This is a genomic window from Zoogloea sp. (assembly GCF_041911615.1).
In the GTDB taxonomy this organism is placed as follows: Bacteria; Pseudomonadota; Gammaproteobacteria; order Burkholderiales; family Rhodocyclaceae; genus Zoogloea.
In genome coordinates this window covers 37,085-61,999 of the sequence record NZ_JAYROR010000001.1, presented here as the reverse complement: position 1 = coordinate 61,999, position 24,915 = coordinate 37,085, and the positions used below count along the sequence as shown (strand labels likewise).

At 65.3% G+C, this 24,915-nt stretch carries 17 protein-coding genes; 12 read left to right on the top strand and 5 right to left on the bottom strand.

Features of this window, described 5'->3' with window-relative positions; translation table 11 throughout:
* Positions 1-44: 44 nt before the first annotated feature.
* Complete coding sequence (locus ACE3P2_RS00215) at positions 45-1,448, top strand: exonuclease domain-containing protein (RefSeq protein ID WP_374259501.1); 1,404 nt, start codon at positions 45-47, stop codon at positions 1,446-1,448.
* 70 nt (positions 1,449-1,518) lie between these two features.
* Here ACE3P2_RS00215 and ACE3P2_RS00210 read toward each other — a convergent pair whose 3' ends face one another.
* The 4 genes from ACE3P2_RS00210 to ACE3P2_RS00195 are packed head-to-tail and all read right to left on the bottom strand — an operon-like array spanning position 1,519 to position 7,178.
* On the bottom strand, positions 1,519-4,572 hold the full coding sequence (locus ACE3P2_RS00210) for an efflux RND transporter permease subunit (protein ID WP_374259499.1): 3,054 nt from the start codon (positions 4,570-4,572) through the stop codon (positions 1,519-1,521).
* Positions 4,569-5,693: an efflux RND transporter periplasmic adaptor subunit gene (locus ACE3P2_RS00205; RefSeq protein ID WP_374259497.1), complete on the bottom strand. Its 1,125-nt coding sequence runs from the start codon at positions 5,691-5,693 to the stop codon at positions 4,569-4,571. The genes ACE3P2_RS00210 and ACE3P2_RS00205 overlap by 4 nt, the downstream gene beginning before the upstream one ends.
* A gap of 22 nt (positions 5,694-5,715) precedes the next feature.
* Complete coding sequence (lysA, locus tag ACE3P2_RS00200) at positions 5,716-6,978, bottom strand: diaminopimelate decarboxylase (protein ID WP_374259495.1); 1,263 nt, start codon at positions 6,976-6,978, stop codon at positions 5,716-5,718.
* Positions 6,975-7,178, bottom strand: coding sequence for a lipoprotein (locus ACE3P2_RS00195; RefSeq protein WP_374259492.1), 204 nt, complete (start codon positions 7,176-7,178; stop codon positions 6,975-6,977). Before ACE3P2_RS00195 ends, lysA begins: the two co-directional genes overlap by 4 nt.
* Before the next feature lie 47 nt (positions 7,179-7,225).
* Between ACE3P2_RS00195 and cyaY the strand changes: the two genes are divergently transcribed.
* Positions 7,226-7,546 (top strand): iron donor protein CyaY, encoded by a 321-nt coding sequence (gene cyaY / locus ACE3P2_RS00190; protein WP_374259490.1) that lies wholly within the window; start codon positions 7,226-7,228, stop codon positions 7,544-7,546.
* A 14-nt stretch (positions 7,547-7,560) separates the two neighbouring features.
* Here cyaY and ACE3P2_RS00185 read toward each other — a convergent pair whose 3' ends face one another.
* Entirely contained in the window at positions 7,561-9,912 is a 2,352-nt protein-coding gene (locus tag ACE3P2_RS00185; protein WP_374259487.1) for a penicillin-binding protein 1A, read from the bottom strand.
* Positions 9,913-10,088: 176 nt separating this feature from the next.
* Here ACE3P2_RS00185 and ACE3P2_RS00180 point away from each other — a divergent pair, with 176 nt between their 5' ends.
* The 10 genes from ACE3P2_RS00180 (at position 10,089) to ACE3P2_RS00135 (ending at position 24,914) form a co-directional block, all read left to right on the top strand.
* Complete coding sequence (locus ACE3P2_RS00180) at positions 10,089-11,165, top strand: pilus assembly protein PilM (protein WP_374259484.1); 1,077 nt, start codon at positions 10,089-10,091, stop codon at positions 11,163-11,165.
* The gene (locus ACE3P2_RS00175; RefSeq protein WP_374259481.1) at positions 11,162-11,785 is read left to right on the top strand and encodes a PilN domain-containing protein; all 624 of its coding nucleotides are present in this window, start codon (positions 11,162-11,164) and stop codon (positions 11,783-11,785) included. The genes ACE3P2_RS00180 and ACE3P2_RS00175 overlap by 4 nt, the downstream gene beginning before the upstream one ends.
* The gene (locus ACE3P2_RS00170) at positions 11,782-12,456 is read left to right on the top strand and encodes a type 4a pilus biogenesis protein PilO (RefSeq protein ID WP_374259478.1); all 675 of its coding nucleotides are present in this window, start codon (positions 11,782-11,784) and stop codon (positions 12,454-12,456) included. Before ACE3P2_RS00175 ends, ACE3P2_RS00170 begins: the two co-directional genes overlap by 4 nt.
* The gene (locus ACE3P2_RS00165) at positions 12,453-12,986 is read left to right on the top strand and encodes a pilus assembly protein PilP (protein ID WP_374259476.1); all 534 of its coding nucleotides are present in this window, start codon (positions 12,453-12,455) and stop codon (positions 12,984-12,986) included. The genes ACE3P2_RS00170 and ACE3P2_RS00165 overlap by 4 nt, the downstream gene beginning before the upstream one ends.
* 2 nt (positions 12,987-12,988) lie before the next feature.
* A complete protein-coding gene (pilQ, locus tag ACE3P2_RS00160) occupies positions 12,989-15,163 on the top strand; it encodes a type IV pilus secretin PilQ (protein WP_374259573.1) in 2,175 nt (724 codons plus the stop codon).
* 26 nt (positions 15,164-15,189) lie between these two features.
* On the top strand, positions 15,190-17,235 hold the full coding sequence (locus tag ACE3P2_RS00155) for a hypothetical protein (RefSeq protein ID WP_374259473.1): 2,046 nt from the start codon (positions 15,190-15,192) through the stop codon (positions 17,233-17,235).
* A 51-nt stretch (positions 17,236-17,286) separates the two neighbouring features.
* A complete protein-coding gene (locus ACE3P2_RS00150) occupies positions 17,287-17,796 on the top strand; it encodes a shikimate kinase (protein WP_374259571.1) in 510 nt (169 codons plus the stop codon).
* Entirely contained in the window at positions 17,784-18,863 is a 1,080-nt protein-coding gene (gene aroB, locus ACE3P2_RS00145; RefSeq protein ID WP_374259471.1) for a 3-dehydroquinate synthase, read from the top strand. The genes ACE3P2_RS00150 and aroB overlap by 13 nt, the downstream gene beginning before the upstream one ends.
* Positions 18,864-18,879: 16 nt before the next feature.
* On the top strand, positions 18,880-20,004 hold the full coding sequence (locus tag ACE3P2_RS00140; RefSeq protein WP_374259469.1) for a deoxyguanosinetriphosphate triphosphohydrolase: 1,125 nt from the start codon (positions 18,880-18,882) through the stop codon (positions 20,002-20,004).
* Positions 20,005-20,237: 233 nt separating this feature from the next.
* Positions 20,238-24,914, top strand: coding sequence for a glutamate synthase-related protein (locus ACE3P2_RS00135; protein ID WP_374259466.1), 4,677 nt, complete (start codon positions 20,238-20,240; stop codon positions 24,912-24,914).
* The last annotated feature ends 1 nt before the right edge of the window (position 24,915 follow it).

Here is a 24,915-nt window from a genome sequence, read left to right as displayed (position 1 = left end):
TCACGCCGGCCGACGGGTTCGATCCTTCCTGCTCCACGCCCACCGTGTTCGCGCCCAAACTCGCCTTCATCGACGTCGAAACCACCGGCGCCAATCCGGTCGTAGACCGGGTCACCGAAATCGCCATCCTGCGGGTCGAGGACGGGCGGCTCGTCGAACGCTGGTCGAGCCTGGTCAACCCCGGCATGCCGATCCCGCCGACGATCCAGAGCTTCACCGGCATCACCGACGCGATGGTGGCCGGCGCGCCGGCCTTCGCCGAGCTGGCCGACGGCGTGCGGGCCCTGCTCGCCGATTGCGTTTTCGTCGCCCACAACGCGCGCTTCGACTACGGCTTCATCAAGAACGAGTTCTCGCGCATCGGCGAGGGGTTCGACGCGCCGGTGCTGTGCACCGTCAAGCTGTCGCGGGCGCTGTACCCGCAGCACCACCGTCACGGCCTCGACGCGCTGATCGCCCGCCACGGCCTCACCTGCTCGGCGCGCCACCGGGCGATGGGCGACACCGAGGCGTTGCTGCAGTTTGCCGGCATCGTCGCCGACGAATTTCCGCCCGAGATCCTCGGCATGGCGGTGGCCAAGGCGATGAAGGCCCCGAGCCGGCCGGTCGGCCTGCCCGAGGGCGTGCTCGAAGGCCTGCCGGAGTGCCCGGGCGTGTACCTCTTCTTCGGCGAGAATGAGCTGCCGATCTACATCGGCAAGAGCGTCAGTCTGCGCTCGCGGGTGATGAGCCATTTCTCGGCCGACCACCGCAGCAGCAAGGAAGCCAAGCTCGCCCAGCAGGTGCGCCGCGTCGAATGGCTGCCCACCGCCGGCGAGCTGGGGGCGTTGCTGCTCGAGGCGCGCCTCGTCAAGGAGCGCAAGCCCACCGAGAACCGCCAGCTGCGGGAGACCGACGCCGTGTTCGGGCTGCGCTTCGATCCGGCCCGCAAGCGCGGTCCGGTGCTGGTCCGCGAACCCCTCAACGGGGCCGATCCGGCCGATTGGGGGGCGGTGTACGGCGCCTTTCGCAACAAGAAGGAAGCCGACAACGCATTGCGCGAGCTGGCCACGCTCTACAAGCTGTGCCCGCGTCGCATCGGCACCGAGCCGTGGGGCGACGGTGCCTGCATGGCGCACCAGATGAAGCGCTGCGCCGGCATCTGCTGCGGCAAAGAGTCCCCCCAGGCGCACGACGAGCGCCTGCTCAAGGTGCTCGAGAGCCTGCGCCTGCGCCGCTGGCCGTGGTCCGGTCCGGTGGCGATCCGCGAACATCACGCCGATACCGGCCGCAGCGCGGTGCATGTGGTGGACCGCTGGTGCCTGCTCGGCAGTGTCTGCGACGAGACCGAGCTGGCTGCGTTGCGCGAGGCGATGCCGGCGCGCCGCTTCGATCTGGATACCTACCGCATCCTGCAGCGTTGGCTCGATACGCCGGCGGCTCGTGGGGCCGTCACGCCGCTGGGCTGACCGCTTCCCGCTTTCCTGCCCGTGCCGTCCGGCGCGGGGCTCCCGCATCGCGGGCGCGTTCGATCCGCCCCTACGGGGCCACGCGGCGGCGCTCGCGCCAGCCTTCGATCAGCGAATACACCGCCGGCACCACCACCAGGGTCAGCAGGGTCGAGCTGATCATGCCGCCGATCACCGCGATGGCCAGCGGCTGGTTGGTCTCGTTGCCGGCGCCGAAGCCGGCCGCGGCGGGGGCGAGGGCGAGGATCACGGTGAGCGAGGTCATCAGTACCGGGCGCATCCGGATCGGGCAGGCGTCGCGCAGCGCAGCGTCCACCCGCAGGCCATCGGCGCGCCGTTGGTTGGTGAGGTCGACGAGCAGGATCGAGTTCTTGGCGACCAGGCCGATCAGCAGCACCAGACCGATCATCGAGTAGATGTTGAGGGTCTGGCCGGTGAGCCACAGGGCCGCCACGCCGCCGACGATGGCCAGCGGTTGGGCCAGCATGACGATGGCCGGCTGCAGGAAGCTGTTGAACTGGCTCGCCAGCACCATGTAGAGCAGCGTCATCGCCAGCAGGAAGGTGAAGCTCATGTACTTCTGGGTTTTGCCGAACTCCTCGGCCTGGCCGATCATCTTGACCTGGTAGCCGGTGGGCAGCAGTTCGGCGGCGGTGGCCTTGACCCGTTCGACGGCCTCGGCCAGCGGGATCGTCGGCGAGGCGAAGAAGGTGGCGGCGTATTGCAGGTCGAAGCGCCCGACGATGGCGGGGCCGAGGGCTTCGCGGAAGCTCGCCACGCTGTCGAGGCGCACCATCTCGCCGGCCTTGTTGCGCAGGAAGATCTTCGACAGGTCGGCCGGCTGGGTGAAGCTGCCCTCGACGGCCTTCACGCGGATGTCGTAGCGCTGGCCGTCGCCGGGCTCGTCGTTGTACTTGGCGATGTCCACGCCGCCGGTGAGCATGTTGATGGCCTGGGCCACGTCCTGGGTGGTGAGACCGGCGTCGGCGATGCGCAGGCGGTCGGGGGCGAAGATGAGCTGGGGCAGATCGAGTTGCAGATCGGTGTCCATGCGCCCGATGCCGGGAACGCTGGTGAGCTTCTTCTGCAGGGCCTGGGCGTGGCGGCCCAGTTCGTCGAGGTTGTCGCCGGTGAGCACGAACTGCAGCGGCTCGCCGCGTTGGCCCTGAACCATCGGGTAGGGCGCGGCGAACACCCGCGCGCCGGCCACCTGGGCGAACTCCTGGCGCAGCTGCGGGATCACGTCCTGCTGCTTGACGCTGCGCTCCTCGCGCGGCGCCATGCGCACCACCACCGTGCCCTGATTGACCTGCCCGGCCGCGCCGAGCCCGATCAGCGAGAACTCGGTGCGGATCTCCGGATGGCGGTTGAGGATGACTTCCACCTCCTTCAGCTTGGCGTCGGTGTAGTCGATGCTCGATCCGAGCGGGGTGCGCAGCGAGACCAGGAAGCGTCCTTCGTCCTGGTCCGGCGCGAAGGCCTTGCCCACCGCGCCAAAGAAGAAGGCACTTGATCCGACCACCAGCACCGTGGCCAACAGCACCCACAGGCGATGGGTCAGGGCGCCGTCGAGCAGGCGCACGTAGAGCGCATCCATTCGCTCGAAGACCCGATCGAAGAAGCGATACACAGGGCCGTGCTGCTTCTCGACCTTGAGGTAGCGCGAGCACAGCATCGGCGTGAGGGTGAGCGAGACGAACAGCGACACCAGCACGCCGAAGGTGACCACCAGCGCAAAGCTGCGGAAGAACTGCCCGATGATCCCCGAGATGAAGGCCACCGGCGCGAAGATGCACACCAGCGACAGGGTCGCCGCCATCACCGCGAAGACCACTTCGTTGCTGCCATTGACCGCCGCCGAGACGGGGTCGGGATCGAGCGCTTCCCGGTGACGGAAGATGTTCTCGAGCACCACGATCGCATCGTCCACCACCACCCCGATGAGCAGCAGCAGGGCCAGCATGGTGAGCGAGTTGAGGGTGAAGCCGGCGAAGTAGATCACCGCGATGGCGCCCATCAGCGACACCGGAATCGCCAGCGAGATGATCAGCGTGGAGCGCACCGAGCGCAGGAAGACCCACACCACCAGCGCGGCCAGCAGGGTGCCCTCGATCAGGTGTTCTTTCAGCGAATCGACGATCTCGAGGATGAACACCGCGTCGTTGGAGACGACGGAGAGCGTCATGCCCGGCGGCAGCATCGGGCGCAGATCCTTGTCGAGGCGTTCCTGGATGCGCTCGGTGATCGCCACGGTGTTGGCGTTGGCGATCTTGACCATGCCGAGGCCCACCGTGGTCTTGCCGTTGAAGCGGGCTAGCTGGCGGTTGTCGGTGAGTCCGTCCTCGATGTCGGCCACGTCGCCCAGACGCACCGGGGCCTTTTCTCGGCTGGTGAGGACGAGGTCGCGCAGTTCCTCGACCTGGTGGAATTCCAGGTCGAGCTTGACCAGGCTCTCGGTGGTCTTGCCGACCACGAAGCCGCCGGCGAGCTGCACGTGTTCCTTGGCGAAGGCGTCGGTGATGTCCTGGGCGGTGATCTTGTGGGCGGCCATCCGGTCGGGCCGCAGGTTCACGCGGATCGTGCGGTCGCGCCGTCCGCCCAGGCGCACCTCGCCCACGCCGTCGATGGTCTCGAGGCGCTTTTTAAGGGTGTTGATGGCGTACTGGTTGAGCTGCTGCTGCGTGCGGTCGCCCTGCAGCGCGAGCCACATCACCGGCTGGGCGTTGGTCTCGACCTTGGCCACCACCGGCGGGTCCACATCTTTGGGCAGGCGGCGCAGCACCTGGTTGACCTTGGACTGGACCTCGTTGAAGGCCACGTCCACCTTCTTCTCGAGCGAGAAGGTGATGTTGACGGTGGATACGCCCGGCGACGAGGTGGACTGCACGTGCTCGATGCCCGGCACGCTGTTGACCGCCGATTCGATGATGTTGGTGATGCTCGAGTCGACGATGTCGGGGTTGGCGCCCTTCAGCGTGGTGGTGATCGAGATGACCGGGAATTCGATGTACGGGTAGCGGTCCATGCCGACCCGCTGGTAGCCGATGACGCCGACGAGCACCAGCACGGCGCTCATCATCCACGCCAGCACGTGGCGCTTGATGGAAAGCTCGGGCAGGGTCATGGCTTGGCGGCAGCGGCGGGTTGGGCGACGGGCTTGGCGGAGGCAGGCGTCTTGACGCTGACCGCAGCGCCGTCGGTGAGGAAGCCGGCGCCGTCCTCGGCGATGGTCTCGCCGTCGGTGAGGCCCTTGACGATCTCGATGCGGCCGTCGCGTTTGACGCCGGTTTCGATGACGCGCTGCTTCGCCTTGCCGTCGGCGATCACGTACACCACCTTGCCGGCGGGGCGCAGCACCACGCTCTGCTCGGGCACCACCACCGCGGCGGGCTTGCGGCCGGTGACGATGGCGGCGTTGACGGTGCCGCCCGAGAGCAGGCTGCCGTCGTTGTCGAGGCGCACCTGCACGTCGATGGCGCGGGAGAGATCGTTGATCGTGGGCTTCACGTCCTCGACGGTGCCCTCGATCACGGTGCCCGGCAGGTGTGGCAGCCCGAGGCGCACCGGCTGACCGGGGCGGATGCGTGCGGCGGCGGATTCCGGGAAGGGCAGGTGGGCGCGCAGCACGCGGTTGGAGACGAGGCGGAACAGCGGATCGCCGACCTTGACATAGTCGCCGGGGGAGACGATCTGGGTCTCGACGATGCCGTCGACCGGGGCGACGACCTGCGTGCGGCCCAGGTTGGCGCGGCTGGCGTGGCTGCGGGCGCGGGCGGTGGCGAGCTGGGCGCGCAGCGCGTCGCGCTGGGCGAGGGCGTCGTCGGCGCCGTTGCGGGAGATGAAGCCCTTGTCGACGAGGTTCTGCTGGCGCTCGGCGAAGCGCTCGGCCTGGGCGACGAGCGCTTCGAGGCGGTTGATCTCGGCGGCGTCGGTCTGCCCCTGGATCTGGAAGTCGGTGGGATCGAGCTCGGCGAGGCGCTGGCCCTTCTTCACCCGATCGCCGCTGTGGGCGCTGACCGACACCACCCGGCCGGCGACTTCGGCGCCGATCTTCGGGTCGATCAGCGCTTCGAGGGTGCCGAGGGTGTCCTCGGTCACGTCGAGGGGCACGCTGGCGGCCTTGAAGACGGTGATCGGCGTGGCCGGCGGGCCGGCGGGCTTGCCGGTGGCGGCGCCGTCGGGCTTCCCGCCGCAGCCGGCGAGTCCAAGGGCGAGGAGCAGGGCGAGGCGGGAGGCGGGATGCATGGCGGGCGGCGTCGGGTGGCGGTCAGGGCAGCGGGCGTTCGCCCTTCAGGAGGTGTTCGAGCGTCTCGCGCTCGCGGATGACGTGGACGTCGCTGCCATCCACCAGCACCTCGGCGGCGCGCGGGCGGGTGTTGTAGTTGGAGCTCATCGTCATGCCGTAGGCGCCGGCCGAGAGGATCGCCAGCAGGTCGCCGGTCTCGACCGAGAGGTCGCGGTCGTGGCCGAGGAAATCGCCGCTCTCGCAGATCGGGCCGACCACTTCGTAGCGGGTGGCGGGCAGGTCGCGCGGTGCGACGGCGACGATCTCGTGGTAGGCGTCGTAGAGGGCCGGACGGACCAGATCGTTCATGGCGGCGTCGATGATGGCGAAGTTCTTCTCGATGCCCGGCTTGAGGTATTCGATGCGGGTCAGAAGCAGGCCTGCATTGCCCACCAGGGAGCGGCCGGGTTCGAAGCACAGGGCCTCGTCGCGACCGGCGAAGCAGTCCAGCAGCGGCTTGAGGTAGGTGCTGGGGGTGGGCGGTTCCTCGTCCCGGTAGCGGATGCCGAGGCCGCCGCCCAGGTCGATGTGGTCGAGCTTGATGCCTTCGCGGCCGAGCTGGTCCACCAGGCCGAGGATCTTCTCGGCGGCTTCGGTCATGGGGGCCGGGTCGAGGAGCTGGGAGCCGATGTGGCAGTCGATGCCGGAGATCTCGATGCTCGGCAGCGTGGCGGCCTTGCGGTACAGGTCGAGGGCCTCGTCGAAGGCCACGCCGAACTTGTTGCTGCGCAGGCCGGTGGAGATGTACGGGTGGGTGTTGGGATTGACGTCCGGATTGACGCGGAAGGAGATGGGCGCGCGCTTGCCCATGCTGGCGGCCACCTCGGCGAGGCGGTCGAGTTCGGCGGCGGATTCCACGTTGAAGCAGCCGATGCCGGCGTCCAGGGCGAAGCGCATCTCGGCGGCGGTCTTGCCGACGCCGGAGAAGATCACCTTGCCAGCATCGCCGCCGGCGGCCAGCACGCGGGCCAGTTCGCCGCCGGAGACGACGTCGAAGCCGGAGCCCAGCTTGGCGAATACCGACAGCACGCCAAGGCTGGAGTTGGCCTTGACGGAGTAGCACACCAGCGACTTGCGCAGACCGAGGGCGCGCTGGTAGGCGTCGAAGGCCTGGGTCAGCGCGGCGCGGGAATAGACGTAGGTGGGGGTGCCGAATTGGGCGGCAATGTCTGCGAGGGCGACCCCTTCGAGGGTCAGGCCGGTGGGGCCGGCGGCAAGCGTCGGCACGGGCAGGGCGGTCGTCATGGGAGAGAGTCCTGGGTGGCGGGTTTGTTATGATCGGCGCCCGGTGCCGGGCTGGTGGCCGGGGCTTGCGCGGGCGTCGGCGTGGTGGCGGGCCGGGTGACCGGCTTGGGGGGCTGCGGGATGAACAGCGGCCCCTTGATGCCGCAGCCGGCCAGCAGGATCGCGCCGCAGGTTGCGGCTGCAATGGCGATGGTTCGCATGGATTCCGCGCAAAAGCGGGAATGTTAACAGATCAAGGGGTAAGGCGATGGATGAAGCAGATTTCAACGCACTGGCGGACGCCGAACTGGCGCGTCTCGAAGGACTGCTGGACGGCTGTGGGCTGGATTTCGACTACGAGCTGAAGCCGGGCGGGATCGTCGAGCTGGAATTCGACAACGGCAGCAAGATCATCGTCAATCGCCACACGGCGGCGCGGGAGATCTGGCTGGCCGCCAAGTCGGGTGGGTTCCACTTTCGCCCGGAGGGCGGGCGCTGGCTGGGGACGCGGGACGGCGCGGATTTCTACGCGGTGCTGTCCCGCTGCATGTCCGAGCAGGCGGGCGAGCCGGTCAGCCTGGCGGGCTGACCGGCTGCGGCGTTTCAGTCGGCGGGCGGTGGCGCCGGCGGCGCGGCTGCGGCCGGCGCTGCCGGTGCGGCGGCCGGGGTCGGTGCTTCGTCCGCCGGGGTGTTGCTGGCGGGTTCGTGCGGCGCTTCGGGCGGCACGGCCGGGAGATTTTCCTTGTAGATCATCTCTTCGGTGGGGCTGCCTGCGGGTTGGACGCGGATCAGGCCCGCCGGTGCGGTCGGGTAGGATTCGGGGACGCCCTCGAGGGCCTTGCGCATGTAGTTGATCCACATCGGCAGGGCAGCGGCGCCACCGGTTTCGCCGCTGCCGAGCTTCTTCGGCTGGTCGAAACCGATCCAGGCGACGGCCACCACGGTGGGTTGGTAGCCGCAGAACCAGGCGTCCACGTACTCGTTGGTGGTGCCGGTCTTGCCGGCGAGGTCGCCGCGCTTGAGCGCCAGCGCCTTGGTGGCGGTGCCGCGGCGCACCACGTCCTTCATGATCGAATCCATCAGGTAGGCGTTGCGCTCGTCGATGGCCCGTTCGGCGGTTTCTCCGGCCACCGGTGGGTCTACGCGGGCGAGCACGTTGCCGGCCTCGTCGCGGATTTCCTTCACGAGATACGGTTCGATCCGGTAGCCGCCGTTGGCGAACACCGCGTAGCCGCGCAGCATCTGCCAGGGGGTGACCGAGCCGGCACCGAGGGCCATGGTGAGATAGGGCGGGTGGCGTTCGGCGTCGAAGCCGAACTTGGTGATGTAGTCCTGGCCATAGCGCGGGCCGATCGACTTGAGCAGGCGGATCGACACCATGTTCTTGGAGCGGGCCAGCGCGGTGCGCAGCGAGATCGGGCCGTCGTAGCGACCGTCGTAGTTCTTGGGTTCCCAGGCCTGGCTGCCGGTCTCGCCGGCGGGGAAGGACAGGGGGGAGTCATCCACCACGCTGTTGGGGCCGTAACCCTTCTCGAAGGCGGCGGAGTAGATGAAGGGCTTGAAGCTGGAGCCCGGCTGGCGCCATGCCTGGGTGACGTGGTTGAACTTGTTGCGATTGAAGTCGAAGCCGCCGACCAGCGCCCGAATGGCGCCTGTGCGGGGGTCGGCGGCGGCGAGCGCGCCTTCCACTTCGGGTAGCTGGGTGATCTCCCAGTGGTTGTCTGCGCGCGTGATGCGGATCACGGCGCCGGGGCGGATACGCTTGTTGGGTGGCGCCTTGTCGCCGAGCATGGCGGATGCAAAGCGCACGCCTTCGCCGCTGATCCTGATGGTTTCGCCGTAGCGGTAGACCGTGACCACGCCGCCGCCCACCTTGGTGACGATCGCGGCCAGCATGTCGTCGTAATCGGGCGTGTCGGCCAGGAGTTCGTCGAGCGACTCGGTCTGTTCGGGGTTGGTGCGCGCCGGGTCGATGTAGCTCTCGGCGCCGCGGTAGCCGTGGCGGCGGTCGTAATCCATGATGCCGCGGCGCAGGGCGCGGTAAGCGGCGTCCTGTTCGGCCTTGTTGATCGTGGTGATGACCTTGATGCCGCGGGTGTAGGCTTCTTCGCGGTATTGCTCGTAGGCGATCTGGCGCGCCATCTCGGCGACGTAGTCGGCGCCGCTGCCGAAATCGGCGGTGCTGCTGCTCGTGCTGCCGGTGGCGACCTTGAGCGGAGTGTCGATCGCCTGCTGCTGTTCGGCCGGGGTGATGAAGCCGAGTTCGGTCATCCGGCGCAGCACGTATTGCTGGCGCAGCGCGGCGCGCTTGGGATTGACGATCGGATTGTAGGCCGACGGCGCCTTGGGGAGACCGGCGAGCATCGCGGCTTCGGCGATGGTTAGGTCGCGCAGCGGCTTGTTGAAGTAAGTCTGCGACGCGACGGCGAAGCCGTAGGCGCGCCGGCCAAGGAAGATCTGGTTGATATACACCTCGAGAATCTGGTCCTTGGTCAGGTTCTGCTCGATTTTGAAGGCCAGGAGGATTTCGTACAGCTTGCGGGAGATCGTCTTCTCGCGGGTCAGGAAGAAGTTGCGCGCCACCTGCATGGTGATCGTCGAGGCGCCCTGGCGCTTGCCGCCGGTGGCGAGGTTGGCGCCGGCGGCGCGCAGGATGCCGAGGAAGTCGACGCCGGAGTGCTGGTAGAAGCGGTCGTCCTCGGCGGCGAGGATGGCGTGCTTGAGTACCGGGGGCACGTCCTGGATGTGCACGACGGCGCGGCGCTCCTCGCCGTACTCGCCGATCAGGGCGCCGTCGGCGGTATAGACCCGCAGCGGAATCTTCGGGTGGTAGTCGGTCAGGGCTTCCAGCGAGGGGAGCGTGGGCCAGGCGAAGGCGACGGCGATGGCGACGATCGCAACGCCGACGGCAACGAGGCCGAGAAGAACGGCAAGGGGGTAGAGGACCCAGCGCATGGCAGGAGCAGGAGGCAAGTTCGAAGTGCCGCATTATACGAGTACGACCCGTTTGCCGCCCGTGTGGCGATGCGGTGTTTAACAGGGACTTGCTTTACACCTGTCATGGTTGTTGTTAGGATTTCATGTAGATTGTTGTAATTGCGTCTAACATAAAGAATTTTCAGGACTTTTTTGTGATCGACCTATCCTTTCTCAGCCCCAGGGCGCGTCCGCTGATTGGCGTCGACATCTCGTCGTCGTCGGTCAAGATGGTCGAGTTGTCGGCTGTTTCCGGGGGCGGGTATCGGGTCGAGCGCTACGCGATCGAGGCCCTGCCCCGCGAGGCCGTGTCCGACGGCAACATCGCCAATTTCGATGCGGTGGCGGAGGCGATTCGCCGCAGCTGGCGCCGGCTGGGCACCACCACCAAGTTTGTCGCGATGGCGCTACCTGCCTCGGCGGTGATCACCAAGAAGATCATCCTGCCTGCCGGCTTGCGCGACCAGGAACTCGAGGTCCAGGTCGAGTCCGAGGCCAATCAGTACATCCCGTTTGCCCTCGACGAAGTGAATCTCGATTTCCAGGTCATCGGCCCGGCTGCATCCGGTGCGGACGAGGACGAAGTGCTGATCGCCGCGTCGCGCAAGGAAAAGGTTGCCGACCGGGTGGCCGCGGCCGAAGCCGCCGGACTCAAGGCGTTGGTGATGGATGTCGAATCCTACGCGGCGCTCTCCGCCTTCGAACTGGTTCAGGCGCAGCTGCCGGGGCACGGCGAGGACAAGATCATTGCCCTGGTCGATGCGGGCGCCAACGTGATGAACGTTTCGGTGCTGCGCAACGGCGTGCAGGTCTATGCGCGCGAGCAGGCCTTTGGCGGTTTCCTCCTGACCCAGGACATCATGCGCCACTTCGGCATGTCGATCGAAGAGGCAGAAAGCACCAAGCGTACCGGTTCGCTGCCCGAGAGCTACGAGAGCGAACTGCTGCGCCCCTTCATGGACTCGCTGGCGCTCGAGGTTTCGCGGGCGCTGCAGTTCTTCTTCACCTCGACCCAGTTCAACCAGGTGGATCACATCGTGCTTGCCGGCGGTTGTGCAGTCATTCCGGGGCTGGCCGAAACCGTGGCAGGCCGTACCCAGGTCGAGACGCAGGTTGCCAATCCGTTTGCGAGCATGAGTCTGAGTTCCAAGATCCGACCCAAAAATCTGGCTGTCGATGCGCCGGCCCTGTTGGTGGCCTGCGGGCTCGCGTTGCGGAGGTTCGATTCGTGATTCGTATCAACCTGCTTCCCCATCGGGAAGAAAAGCGCAAGGCGCGTCGGCAGCAGTTCTGGCTTCTTGCCGCGGTGGCGGCGATCTCCGGTCTGGTCGTCTGGTTTGTGGGGCATTCGGTCATCGCGGGCTACGTCGAGAGCCAGGAAGAGAAAAACGTCTTCCTGAAAGAGCAGATCGCCGAACTCGACAAGGAAATCGCCGAGATCAAAGGGCTGCGCGAGCAGGCCGAAGCCTTGCTGTCGCGCAAGCAGGTGATCGAATCCCTGCAGGTCAATCGCACCGAAACCGTGCAGATCTTCAACGAGCTGGCCAACCAGATGCCGGAGGGCGTCTATCTGCGCGCGCTTAAGCAGACGGGGTCGCGGATCAATCTCGTGGGCTATGCCCAGTCCAACGCGCGGGTCTCGAATCTGATGCGCAACCTCGAGGCGTCCCCCAATCTGGAGCGCGCCGATCTGGTCGAGGTGAAGGCGGCGACACTCAACAACCGGCGGGTCAGCGAATTCAGTCTGAACGTCAGCATCGAGCGTTCGAAGACGGAAGACCCCATGGGCAAGCAGAAAGGAAAGGCGGTCGTCGTGGGCGGCGCCGCGAATGCGGGAGGTAAGCCGCTATGAGTTCCAGGCTGTCGATGGAAGGGCTTCGCAATCTCGATTACCAGAGCCTGCTGCGTGACTTCAGGGGGCTCGATCCCAACGATCCCGGGCAGTGGCCGCTGGCGCCGCGGGTGGCTTTCCTGGTGGCGGTCTTCCTCGCCATCGTCGTGGGTGGCTGGTGGCTCGACTGGAGTGCCCAGTGGGAGCAGCTCGAGACCAAGCGCGCAGAAGAGACCAATCTCAAGCAGGAATGGCGGGACAAGAAGGAGCAGGCCGTCAATCTGCCTGAATACAAGCGTCAGCTCAGCGAGATCGATCGCCAGTTCGGCGCCTTGCTCAAGCAGTTGCCCAACCGTTCGGAGATGGAGTCCTTGCTCGCCGACATCAACCAGGCGGGTCTCGGGCGTGGGTTGCAGTTCGAGCTGTTCAAGCCCGGCACCGAAAGCATGAAGGATTTCTACGCCGAGCTTCCGATCGCGGTGCGTGTCGTCGGCAGCTATCACGATCTGGGCGAGTTCGTGAGCGATGTTGCCCAGATGCCCCGGATCGTCACGCTCAACGACGTCGCGATCGAGGCGCAGAAGGAGGGCAGCCTCAAGTTCGATGCGACGGCTGTGACCTACCGCTATCTCGACGACGAGGAAGTGGCCAAGCTGCGCAAGGAAAAGGCTAAGGAAAAGGCCGCCAAATGAGAATCGTTCGATTGACCGCGCTGCTGCCGGTAGCTGCCGTCCTGCTGCTGTCGGGCTGCGGTGACGAGCAGGATGATCTGCGCAAGTGGATGGACGAGAACTCCCAGGGGTTCAAGCCCAATCTGAAGCCGCTGCCGCCGATTCAGGAGGTGGTGCCGGTGAGTTACCAGGGGGCCGGCAAGGTCGACCCCTTCCGGGCCGCCAAACTGGAGCCGGATAAGAAGTCGGGCCAGTTCGTGCCGGACGCCAACCGGCGTCGCGAGCCGCTGGAATCCTATCCGCTGGAATCGTTGAAGATGGTCGGGGTGCTGATGAAGCGCGGTCAGTCCCACGCCATCATCGTCGCCGACAAGACGTTGCATCAGGTCAAGGTCGGCAATTATCTCGGACAAAATTATGGTCAGATCACCGCCATCTCGGAGACGGAGGTTACCTTGAAGGAACTCGTCGAAGACGCCAACGGTGAATGGACCGAACGCATCAGTACGCTGCAACTGCAAGAGCAGGCGCCTCAGGAGGGGAAGAAATGAAAATGAGACGCTCTGGCGTCAAGCTTGGCGCATGGGTTTTGGCGGCGTGTTTCGGCAGCCTGACGCCGATCGCCGCTGCGATCGCGCAGACCCCGCCTGGCGCGGCGGCGCAGGCCGCCAACCGGATCGAGAAGATCATTGCCGCCGAGCAGGGCGGCAACATCATTCTCAAGCTCACGCTGGCTCAGCCGTTGGCGGCATTGCCTGGCAGTTTCAGTGTCGCCAATCCCGCGCGGATCGCCTTTGATTTTCCCGATACGGCGAATGCCCTCGGGCGTAACAGTCAGGTGCTCAACACGGGTGATCTGCGCAGCGTCAACGTCGTCCAGGTTGGAGACCGGACCCGGCTGGTCCTGAATCTCTCCCGCGTCTACCCCTACGACACGCGAATCGACGGCAACGATGTCTTGATCACGCTGGCGACCTCCCAGGTCAAGGAGGCGACCGGCATGGTCGTCGCCCAATCGTCGCAGTTCGCGGCGCCCGCGCTGGCCTCGCAGGGTGAGCGCCACTCCATTCGCGATATCAATTTCCGTCGTGGCAAGGATGGCGAGGGCCGTCTTGTCGTCGATCTGTCGGATGCCAACGCGGGTATCGACATCCGTCAGCAGGGCACCAGCCTGATCGTCGATTTCCTCAAGACCGATGCGCCCGAGCAGCTTCGTCGCAAGCTCGACGTGGTCGACTTTGGTACGCCGGTCTCCAGCGTGGTGACCCAGACCCAGGGTGGCAACGTCCGCATGACCGTCACGCCGAAGGGTTTGTGGGAGCATAACGCCTATCAGAGCGACAATCAGTTCGTTCTCGAGGTGAAGCCGGTCCGCGAAGATCCGAACAAGCTCATCCAGGGCGCCGGCAAGGGGCGTTTCGGTGGCGAGAAGCTGTCGCTGAACTTCCAGAACATCGATGTCCGGTCGGTGCTGCAGGTCATCGCAGACTTCACCAACTTCAACATCATCACCAGCGATTCGGTGCAGGGTAATCTGACCCTGCGGTTGAAGGATGTGCCGTGGGATCAGGCGCTCGACATCATCCTGCAGGCTCGCGGTCTCGACATGCGCAAGAACGGCAATGTGATCTGGATTGCCCCGCGCGACGAACTCGCCGCCCGCGAGAAGCTCGACCTTGAAGCCCGTGCCCAGATCGGCGATCTCGAACCGCTGCGCACCGAGAGCTTCCAGATCAACTATCACAAGGCCAAGAGCGTCGCCGAGTTCCTCAAGAGCAAGGATCAGACCGTCCTCTCGAAGCGCGGCAGCGTGGTGCCCGACGAGCGCAGCAACAAGATTTTCGTCAACGACATCCCGTCACGCCTCGAGGAGATGCGCCGCCTGATCGCCGAGATCGACGTCGAAGTTCGTCAGGTGCTGATCGAGGCGCAGATCGTCGAGGCTTCCGACACCTTCACCCGAAACCTGGGCGTGCGTCTTGGTTTTGGCGGCAAGACGGGCGGGGTGCTGGGCACCACGACCGGCGGCGTGCAGGTTTATCGCAACACCTTCGGTACCGGTAACTTGTCGAACACCGGCTATCAGGCTGGTCAGATCGTCACCATGCCGAACTTCAACGATGCCCTTGGGGTCAATCTGCCGGCGTCGACGATCAACAACAAGCAGGCGGGAGCCTTCTCGCTGGCGCTATGGAACAGCGCGGCGACACGCTACATTGATCTCGAGGTCTCCGCCCTCGAAGCCGACGGTCGGGGCAAGGTCGTTTCCCGTCCGCGTGTGATGACCGCCGATAAGGCTGAAGCCATCATCGAGCAGGGTGTCGAAATTCCGTATAACTCGGCCACCAGTTCCGGCGCGACGAGCGTGTCGTTCCGCAAGGCGAACCTCGCACTGAAGGTCAAGCCGCAGGTCACGCCGGACGGCAAGATCATGATGGCGCTCGATGTTAACAAGGATTCGCCGCGCTTCGACGTGTCGCTGACCTCCGGTGTTCCCATCGACACCAAGCACGTCAAGACAGAAGTCGTGGTGGAAAATGGCGGTACGATCGTGATTGGTGGTATATACACTCAGGATACTTCCAATACCACGACAAAGATCCCGCTGCTTGGCGATGTGCCCGTGCTCGGCTATCTCTTCCGGACCAACGAACGGAAGGACAACAAGACCGAGCTGCTTGTCTTCATCACGCCCCGCATCATTAACGATCAGCTCGGGTTGCGTTGATGCCGTGTTCTGCAAAGGAAATCCGAATGAGTGACTTTGGTGCCCTCAGGCTGTTCTCGAAAATCCGTTTCGCCGTCGTGGTGATCGCCATGTCTGCCATTGCAGGCTGCGGTGGCGGCGGCGGGGGTGGTGGCTCCACTGGTTGTCCGGGGGGCTACATCAGCTGTTCGGGGAGTACGGGTTCGGGGTCTTCAGGCTCGGGGACGACTACCACCGCGACCCCGACGCTTACGCTGGCCCTCGTCGATGCAACGACGAACCAGGCGAGCACCTCATTGACCACCGGCAAGCCGCTCAAGGTGATTGCGACCGTGACCTCGCCGACCGGCGCCTTGCTGTCCGGAAAGCTCGTCACGTTCACCAGTTCGGCGCCCACCCTGGCTGTACTCGACCCTGCCTCCGGCACGCGCCTGACCGGCAGCGACGGGACCGCGTCGATTACCGTTCTGGCGGCCAATGTCACCGCTGAGGGCGCCGGCCGGGTTACTGTGTCCGCCGATATCGACGGGACGATCGTGACCGGCAGCGCCGCCTACAGCGTCAGCCCCGGAACGCTGAGTCTCCAGAACCTCGCGGCAGCAAGCGCTTCCCTCGGCGCCTACGGCAGCACGTCCGTCTCGGTGAAAGTCCTGTTGAATGGCGTGACGACCTCCGAGACCCAGGTCGTGTCCTTCATCTCGTCCTGCGCCAGCGCGACGCCCGCCAAAGCCACGCTCACGCCCACCGTAGCGACCGTCAACGGCGTGGCGACCGCAACCTATACCGACAACGGCTGCGCTGGCGACGATACGATCACCGCGTCGATTCAGGGCACGACGGCGCAGGTTCGCATCACGGTTGCGCCGCCCCAGGCTTCGAACGTGAGTTTCATTTCGGCGACCCCGGCTTCCATCGTGCTGGCAGGAACCGGCGGGGATGGGTTGTCCTCCGATTCCGTGGTGACCTTCAAGGTCGTCGATGGCAAGAATGCGCCGATGGCGTCGAAGAAGGTGAACTTCGACTTGTCGACGCGCGTTGGTGGCATCAAGCTCAACAGCCAGGCAAGTGGCATCGTTCAGGGCACGTCCGACGCGTCCGGCCTGGTCGGCGTGACCGTATCCGCGGGGACTGTGCCGACGCCGGTCTGGGTCATCGCGACGCTCGATGAAAATTCGGCGATCCGCAGCCTGTCGCCGAACCTGACCATCTCCACCGGACGCCCCACTCAGGATCGTTTCTCGCTCGCGGTCGATACCTTCAACATCGAAGGCTGGCTGATCGATGGAAAGCAGACGGACCTGACCGTGCATGCGTATGACCGTCTGGGCAATCCCGTCCCGAACGGCACCGTGGTCAATTTCATCAGCGAAGGCGCTGGCGTCCAGCCCTCGTGCAATACGACCGATGGTGCGTGCTCGGTGAAGTTCACCTCGGCGAACTTCCGGCCGTCGAATGGACGGGTGACGGTCCTTGCGTATGCTCAGGGCGAAGAGAGCTTTGATGACCTGAACACCAACAATACGTGGGATGCAAACGAGCCGTTCCGTGATCTGGGCGACGCATTCATCGACAACAATGAAGACGGTGCATGGCAGTCAGGGGAACGCGAAATCGCCTTCAATGCGGCCAACACGTCTGCGTGTCCCGCCTATCCGGCTGACGGGCGCTACTACAATGCGCCTTACAAAGCGAATACCTGCGATGGTCAGTGGGGTTCTGCGCACGTGCGCCGGACTGCGGTCATTACGCTTTCGAGTGCCAACATCGGATCGCTGTCGCCCAGTACTTTCAATACGCAGGGCTGCTCCGGGGCTTTCACTTTCCGCGTCGCCGACGAGAACAACAACCCGTTGCCGGCAGGCACGACGATAAGCGCGATAACCGACACCTTGCAGTGGTTGCCGTCCATCGACGTCGCCTACACGAAGCCGGTAGTACCCGATAAAGTGCCGAATACGTCCGCGCTGGGCGGGACTTTCCATACGCTCTTCATCGATACCAAGTGCAGCGGCTCTTCGGTGACTGGCACCGTCACGCTCCAGCTGACAACGCCCGCCAATGTGGTGAGCTATCGGACCATCGTCATCCAGTAAGCGCTTGGCCTTTATCTGGACCCGGGAACAAGTTTGAAGTCACCTTGCAGTATCGTCCTAGTCGGCATGCCCGGCTCGGGGAAGACCACCGTCGGCCGGGAGCTTGCAAAGCGTCTCGGCCGACGTTTTGTCGATTGCGATCAGGAGATCGAAGCGCGAACCGGCGTGAAGATCCCGACGATCTTCGAGATCGAGGGCGAGGAGGGCTTCCGGCGTCGCGAGACGCAGACCCTCGACGCACTGACTCAGGAGACGGACCTGATCCTCGCCACCGGCGGCGGCGCGGTCACCCGGCCGGAAAACCGGGCGATGCTCGCCGAACGGGGCGTGGTGATCTACCTCAACGTGACGCCGCCCGTCCTGTGGGAACGGACGCGTCATGACCGCACGCGCCCACTGTTGCAGGTGCCGGATCCGAAGGGGCGCTTGCAGGATCTCTACGTCGCCCGAGACCCCCTCTACCGCGAGGTTGCCCACATCATCGTCGAGGGCGGCCGCGGTACGCCCCACGCGATGGTGAGGCTGATCGAAAAGGAATTGCAGGCGATATGCGCACTCTGAACGTTGAACTGGCCGAACGCAGCTACCCGATCCACATCGGGGCCGGGCTGCTCTCCAATCCCGCGCTGATCCTTCCGCATCTCAAGACCCGGCGCATTGCCGTCATCACCAACGACGTGGTCGGCCCGCTGTATCTCGACGCCTTCGTCGCCGGCCTCGAAGCCCAGGGGCTCAGGGTGACGCGGATCGTCCTGCCCGACGGTGAGGCGCACAAGGATTGGCAGACCCTCAACCTGATCTTCGACGGTCTCCTCGCCGAGCGCTGCGACCGCAGCACGACGCTGATCGCCCTCGGTGGCGGGGTCATCGGCGACATGGTCGGTTTCGCCGCCGCGACCTACCAGCGCGGCGTGCCCTTCATCCAGGTGCCGACGACCCTGCTGTCCCAGGTCGATTCGTCGGTCGGCGGCAAGACCGCGATCAATCATCCTCTCGGCAAGAACATGATCGGCGCCTTTTACCAGCCTAAGCTGGTGCTTGCCGACACCACCGCCCTCAACACCCTGCCGGACCGGGAGCTGAAGGCCGGTCTGGCCGAAGTCATCAAGTATGGCCTGATCCGCGATCTTCCCTTTCTCGAATGGATCGAGGCGAACGTCGAGCGTCTGCTGGCGCGGGACCCCGATGCCCTTGCCGAGGCTGTCGAGCGCTCCTGCCGCAACAAGGCAGAGGTGGTTACCGCCGACGAGACCGAGCAGGGCGAACGTGCGACGCTCAATCTCGGCCACACCTTCGGTCACGCCATCGAGACCGGGCTGGGCTACGGCGAATGGCTGCATGGCGAGGCGGTCGCGGCCGGTGCCGTCATGGCCGCGGATCTGTCCCGTCGCCTCGGCTGGCTCACCGATGCGGACGTGGAGCGGGTCGTCGCCATCCATCGCCGCGCCGGCCTGCCGGTCAAGGGGGCGCGGCTGGGTGCCGAGCGCTATCTCGAACTGATGGCCCACGACAAGAAAGTGACCGACGGCACGCTGCGTCTCGTGCTCCTCAAGGCGATCGGGCATGCGGTGATCACTGCCGAAGCCCGCGCCGACGACATTCGCGCCAGCATCGACGCCTGCTGCTGACACCCAGGCCGATGCCATGATCGAACTTGCCCCTTACGCTGTCACGGAAGCCAATTCCCGCGGGCGGCAGATTTCCGAGCCGGCGCCGCTGGCCAGGGGCGAGTTCCAGCGGGACCGCGACCGCATCGTGCATTGCACCGCGTTCCGCCGGCTCGAATACAAGACCCAGGTCTTCGTGAACCACGAAGGCGACCTGTTCCGCACGCGCCTGACCCACAGCATTGAGGTCGCCCAGATCACCCGTTCGATCGCCCGCGCGCTGCGCCTCAACGAGGATCTCGCCGAGGCGGTGGCGCTCTCGCACGATCTTGGTCACACCCCGTTCGGCCACGCAGGCCAGGAGGCGCTCAACGCCTGCATGAAGGATTTCGGCGGTTTCGAGCACAACCTGCAGTCGCTGCGCACCGTCGACATCCTCGAGGAGAGCTACGCCGAGTTCAATGGCCTCAACCTGCTCCACGAAACGCGGGAAGGGATCCTCAAGCACTGCTCGCCGAAGCACGCCGAACTCCTCGGCGACGTCGGTCGGCGTTTCCTCGAAGGTCGCCAGCCGTCTCTCGAGGCGCAACTCGCGAATCTCGCCGACGAGATTGCCTACAACAATCACGACGTGGATGACGGCCTGCGATCTGGTCTGATCACCCTCGAGCAGCTCGATGCCGTGCCGGTGTTTGTCCGCAACCGCAAGCTCGTCGAAGCGCGATACCCGGGTCTCGCCGGGCGACGGCTGATCCACGAAACGATCCGGCGCATGATCAACCTGATGGCCGTCGATCTTATCGAACAGACCCGCGCCAACATCGCCGCCGCTGCGGTGACGAGCCTCGCCGACGTACGCGCCGCGCCACGCCTGGTGGCCTACAGCGCGGAGCTGCTGCCCGACCTGCGGGTTCTCAAGACCTTCCTGCGCGACAACCTCTACCACCACTATCAGGTGCTGCGCATGACCGACAAGGCCCGGCGCATCATCCAGGATCTGTTCGCCGCATTCATGAACGATCCGCGCCTGCTGCCGCCGCAATATCAGCAGATGGCGCGGGCGGACAAGCCTCGGGCGATCGCCGATTACATCGCCGGCATGACCGATCGCTACGCCATGAAGGAACATCGGCGCCTGTTTGCTGTCGGCGAGATCGGCTGACGCTACCCGAGGGCTTGCGGCAGCGCAAAAAATCCTTGAAGGACAGGCGTCTGCAGCGGTATATTCGACCCTCGCCCAATGTGTTTGAACGGTCTCCTCGTCGGGATCTCGCGTAGCCGGCCGGCCATACTGCCGGCTTTTTCACGGTTCGGACGGGGCGATTTTCCGCAGTTTGAAGGTCCGGCGTTACAGCAACGCGAGCGCCGGTGTGTGTTGTGTCGAGGAAAAACAAGATGGATCTTCCCATGGAGCAGGGTCTGTACGACCCCGCCAACGAACATGACGCCTGTGGTGTCGGCTTCATTGCACATATCAAGGGCAACAAAACCCACGAGATCGTCCTGCAAGGTCTCGAAATCCTGAAGAATCTGGATCACCGGGGCGCAGTCGGCGCAGACCCGCTGCAAGGCGACGGGGCCGGCATCCTGATCCAGATTCCGGATACCCTGTTCCGCGAAGAAATGGCCAAGCAGGGCGTGACGCTGCCGCCCGCCGGCGACTACGGCGTCGGCATGGTTTTCCTGCCCAAGGAGCATGCTTCCCGTCTCGCCTGTGAGGAAGAGATCGAGCGCGCCGTTCGCGCCGAAGGACAGGTCGTCCTCGGCTGGCGCGATGTGCCGACCGATCCGGCGATGCCCATGTCGCCCACCGTCAAGGCCAAGGAGCCGGTGATCCGCCAGATCTTCATCGGCCGCGGTCCCGACGTGATGGTCACCGATGCCCTCGAGCGCAAGCTGTACGTGATCCGCCGTCGTGCCGCCAACGCCATCGGCAGCCTCAAGCTGAAGCACTCCAAGGAGTTCTACACGCCGTCGATGTCGGCGCGGACCATCAATTACAAGGGCCTGCTGCTCGCCGACCAGGTCGGCCAGTACTACCTCGACCTCCAGGACCCCCGTTGCGTCTCCGCGCTGTCGCTCGTGCACCAGCGCTTCTCGACCAACACCTTCCCGACCTGGCACCTCGCCCACCCGTTCCGCTACATCGCCCACAATGGCGAGATCAACACCGTCCGCGGCAACTACAACTGGATGCGCGCCCGTGAAAAGGGCACCCACTCCCCGCTGCTCGGCGACGATCTGCAGAAAATCTGGCCGCTGATCTACCCGGGTCAGTCCGACTCCGCCTCCTTCGACAACGCCCTCGAGCTGCTGGTGATGAGCGGCTACTCGCTGGCCCACGCGATGATGATGATGATTCCCGAAGCCTGGGAATCCCACACGCTGATGGACCAGAAGCGTCGCGCCTTCTACGAATACCACGCGGCCATGATGGAGCCGTGGGACGGCCCCGCTGCGGTGGCCTTCACCGACGGCCGCCAGATCGGCGCCACCCTCGACCGTAACGGTCTGCGCCCCGCCCGTTACCTCGTGACCGACGACGACTACGTGGTCATGGCGTCCGAATCCGGTGTGCTGCCGATCCCTGACGAGAAGATCGTCAAGAAGTGGCGTCTGCAGCCGGGCAAGATGTTCCTGATCGACATGGAGCAGGGCCGCATCATCGACGACAAGGAGTTGAAGGACTCCCTCGCCGCCGCCAAGCCGTATCAGGAATGGCTGTCCCGCATCAACATCAAGCTCGACACCTGTGCCGAGCCCGAGAGCGTGGCCGCGCCCGAGTGCGCTGCGTCGTTGCTGGATCGCCAGCAAGCCTTCGGCTATACCCAGGAAGATCTCAAGTTCATCCTCGAGCCGATGGCCAAGAGCGGTGAGGAAGCCGCCGGTTCGATGGGCAACGACAGCCCGCTGGCCGTGCTGTCCTCGCGCAACAAGCCGATCTACAACTACTTCCGCCAGCTCTTCGCCCAGGTGACCAACCCGCCGATCGACCCGATCCGCGAACAGCTGGTCATGTCGCTGGTGTCCTTCGTCGGCCCGCGTCCGAACCTGCTCGGCATCAACGAGATCAACCCGCCGTACCGCCTGGAAGTCACTCAGCCGGTGCTCACCTTCGCCGATATGGCGAAGCTGCGCGGCATCGCCGGCTACACCGGCAACAAGTTCAAGTCCGCCGAGCTGGACATCTGCTACCCGCTGGCCTGGGGCAAGGAAGGCGTCGAAGCCCGCCTCGCCTCCCTGTGCGCGGAAGCCGAGAACGCGGTGCTGAACGGCTCCAACATCCTGATCGTCTCCGACCGCAAGGTCGATGCCGCCAACGTCGCGATTCCGGCGCTGCTCGCCACCTCGGCGATCCACCAGCACCTCGTCACCAAGGGCCTGCGTACCCGCACCGGTCTGGTCGTCGAGACCGGTTCCGCCCGCGAGACCCACCACTTCGCGGTGCTGGCGGGCTACGGCGCCGAGGCCGTGCATCCCTACCTCGCCCTCGAAACCCTGGCGCAGCTCGCCAAGGGCGATGCCGAGACCACCGAGAAGTACACCAAGCACTTCATCAAGGGTGTCGGCAAGGGGCTGATGAAGGTCATGTCCAAGATGGGCATCTCGACCTTCATGTCCTACACCGGCGCGCAGATCTTCGAGGCCATCGGTCTCCAGAAGGGCCTGGTGGACAAGTACTTCACCGGCACCTCGTCGCAGGTCGAGGGGATCGGCGTGTTCGAGGTGATGGAAGAAGCCATCCGCCTTCACCAGCAGGCCTTCAGCGCCGATCCGGTGCTCGCCAACGCACTCGATGCCGGCGGCGAGTACGCTTTCCGGATCCGTGGCGAAGAGCACATGTGGACCCCGGACGCGATCGCCAAGCTGCAGCACTCCACCCGCTCCGGCAAGTACGACACGTACAAGGAATACGCCAAGATCATCAACGATCAGAGCAAGCGCCACATGACCCTGCGCGGCCTGTTCGACCTCAAGCCCGCCGGTGCCCCGGTGCCGCTGGAAGAAGTCGAATCCGCCAAGGAGATCGTCAAGCGTTTCGCCACTGGCGCGATGTCTCTTGGCTCCATCTCGACCGAAGCCCACACCACCCTCGCCGTGGCGATGAACCGCATCGGCGGCAAGTCGAACACCGGTGAAGGCGGCGAGGATCCGAAGCGCTTCTTCCCGATCGCCCAGGACACCACCCTGTCCGAGGTCATCGGTGCCAGCCGCGTCGAGCGCGACATCGAGCTGAAAGCCGGCGACAGCCTGCGTTCCTCGATCAAGCAGGTCGCCTCTGGCCGCTTCGGCGTCACCACCGAGTACCTGGTCAATGCCGACCAGATCCAGATCAAGATGGCCCAGGGCGCCAAGCCCGGTGAGGGCGGTCAGCTGCCCGGCCACAAGGTCTCCGAGTACATCGGCTTCCTGCGCCATTCGGTGCCGGGCGTCGGCCTGATCTCGCCCCCGCCGCACCACGACATCTACTCGATCGAGGATCTGGCCCAGCTGATCCACGACCTGAAGAACACCAATCCGGTCGCCGACATCTCCGTCAAGCTGGTGTCCGAAGTGGGCGTCGGCACGGTTGCTGCCGGTGTCGCCAAGGCCAAGGCCGACCACGTGGTGATCGCCGGTCATGACGGCGGTACCGGTGCCTCGCCGCTGTCGTCGATCAAGTACGCCGGTTCGCCGTGGGAACTCGGCCTTGCCGAAACCCAGCAGACCCTGGTCCTCAACCGTCTGCGCAGCCGCATCCGCGTGCAGGTCGACGGTCAGATCAAGACCGGTCGCGACGTCGTCATCGGCGCCCTGCTGGGTGCGGATGAGTTCGGCTTCGCCACCGCGCCGCTGGTCGTCGAAGGCTGCATCATGATGCGCAAGTGCCACCTCAACACCTGTCCGGTGGGCGTGGCCACGCAGGATCCGACCCTGCGCAAGCGCTTCTCCGGCCAGCCCGAGCACGTGGTGAACTACTTCTTCTTCGTCGCCGAGGAAGTGCGTGAGCTGATGGCCCAGCTGGGCATCCGGAAGTTCGACGACCTGGTTGGTCGTGCCGACCTCCTCGACATGAAGGCTGGCATTGAGCACTGGAAGGCCAGCGGCCTCGACTACAGCCGCATCTTCCACCTGCCGAACGTGCCGGCCGACGTGCCGCGCATCCACACCGAAATCCAGGACCACAACCTCGCCAAGGCCCTCGACCACCAGCTCATCGAGCTGGCCAAGCCGGCCCTCGAAAAGGGTGAGAAGGTGTCGTTCGAAGTGCCGGTGCGCAACGTCAATCGCACCGTCGGTGCGATGCTGTCGGGCAAGTTCGCCGCCAAGTACGGCCACGCCGGCCTGCCGGACGATACCGTGCATATCCGCCTCAACGGCACGGCGGGTCAGAGCTTCGGCGCCTTCCTGTCGCGCGGCCTCACGCTCGAGCTGGTCGGCGAAGGCAACGACTACGTGGGCAAGGGCCTGTCTGGCGGCCGCATCGTCGTGCGTCCGGCCGACGGCTTCAAGGGCGAGACCCCCTCGAACATCATCATCGGCAATACTGTGCTCTACGGCGCGACCGAAGGCGAAGCCTACTTCGCCGGCGTTGGCGGCGAGCGTTTCGCGGTGCGCAACTCCGGCGCAACGACCGTCGTCGAAGGTGTGGGCGACCACGGTTGCGAATACATGACGGGTGGCACCGTGGTGGTGCTCGGCATGACTGGTCGCAACTTCGCCGCGGGCATGTCCGGGGGCGTCGCTTACGTCTTCGATCAGGAAGGCACCTTCGAATCCCGCTGCAACATGGCCCAGGTGGCCCTGGAGCCGGTCGAGGAGGAGATCGAGGCCCGCAAGGGTTCCGAATCCGGTGACGATCTCGAATCCCACGGTCGTGTCGACGTGCGCCACCTCGGCATGGCCGACGAAGCGCTGCTGAAGATGCTGATCGAACGTCACGCCACCTACACCGGCAGCGAACGCGCCAAGGCCATCCTGGCCGACTGGGCGAACGCCCGCGCCAAGTTCGTCAAGGTGATGCCGCACGAATACCGTCGCGCGCTGGCCGAGCAGGCCGCGCAACAACAGAAAGAACTGGAGGCCGCGTAAC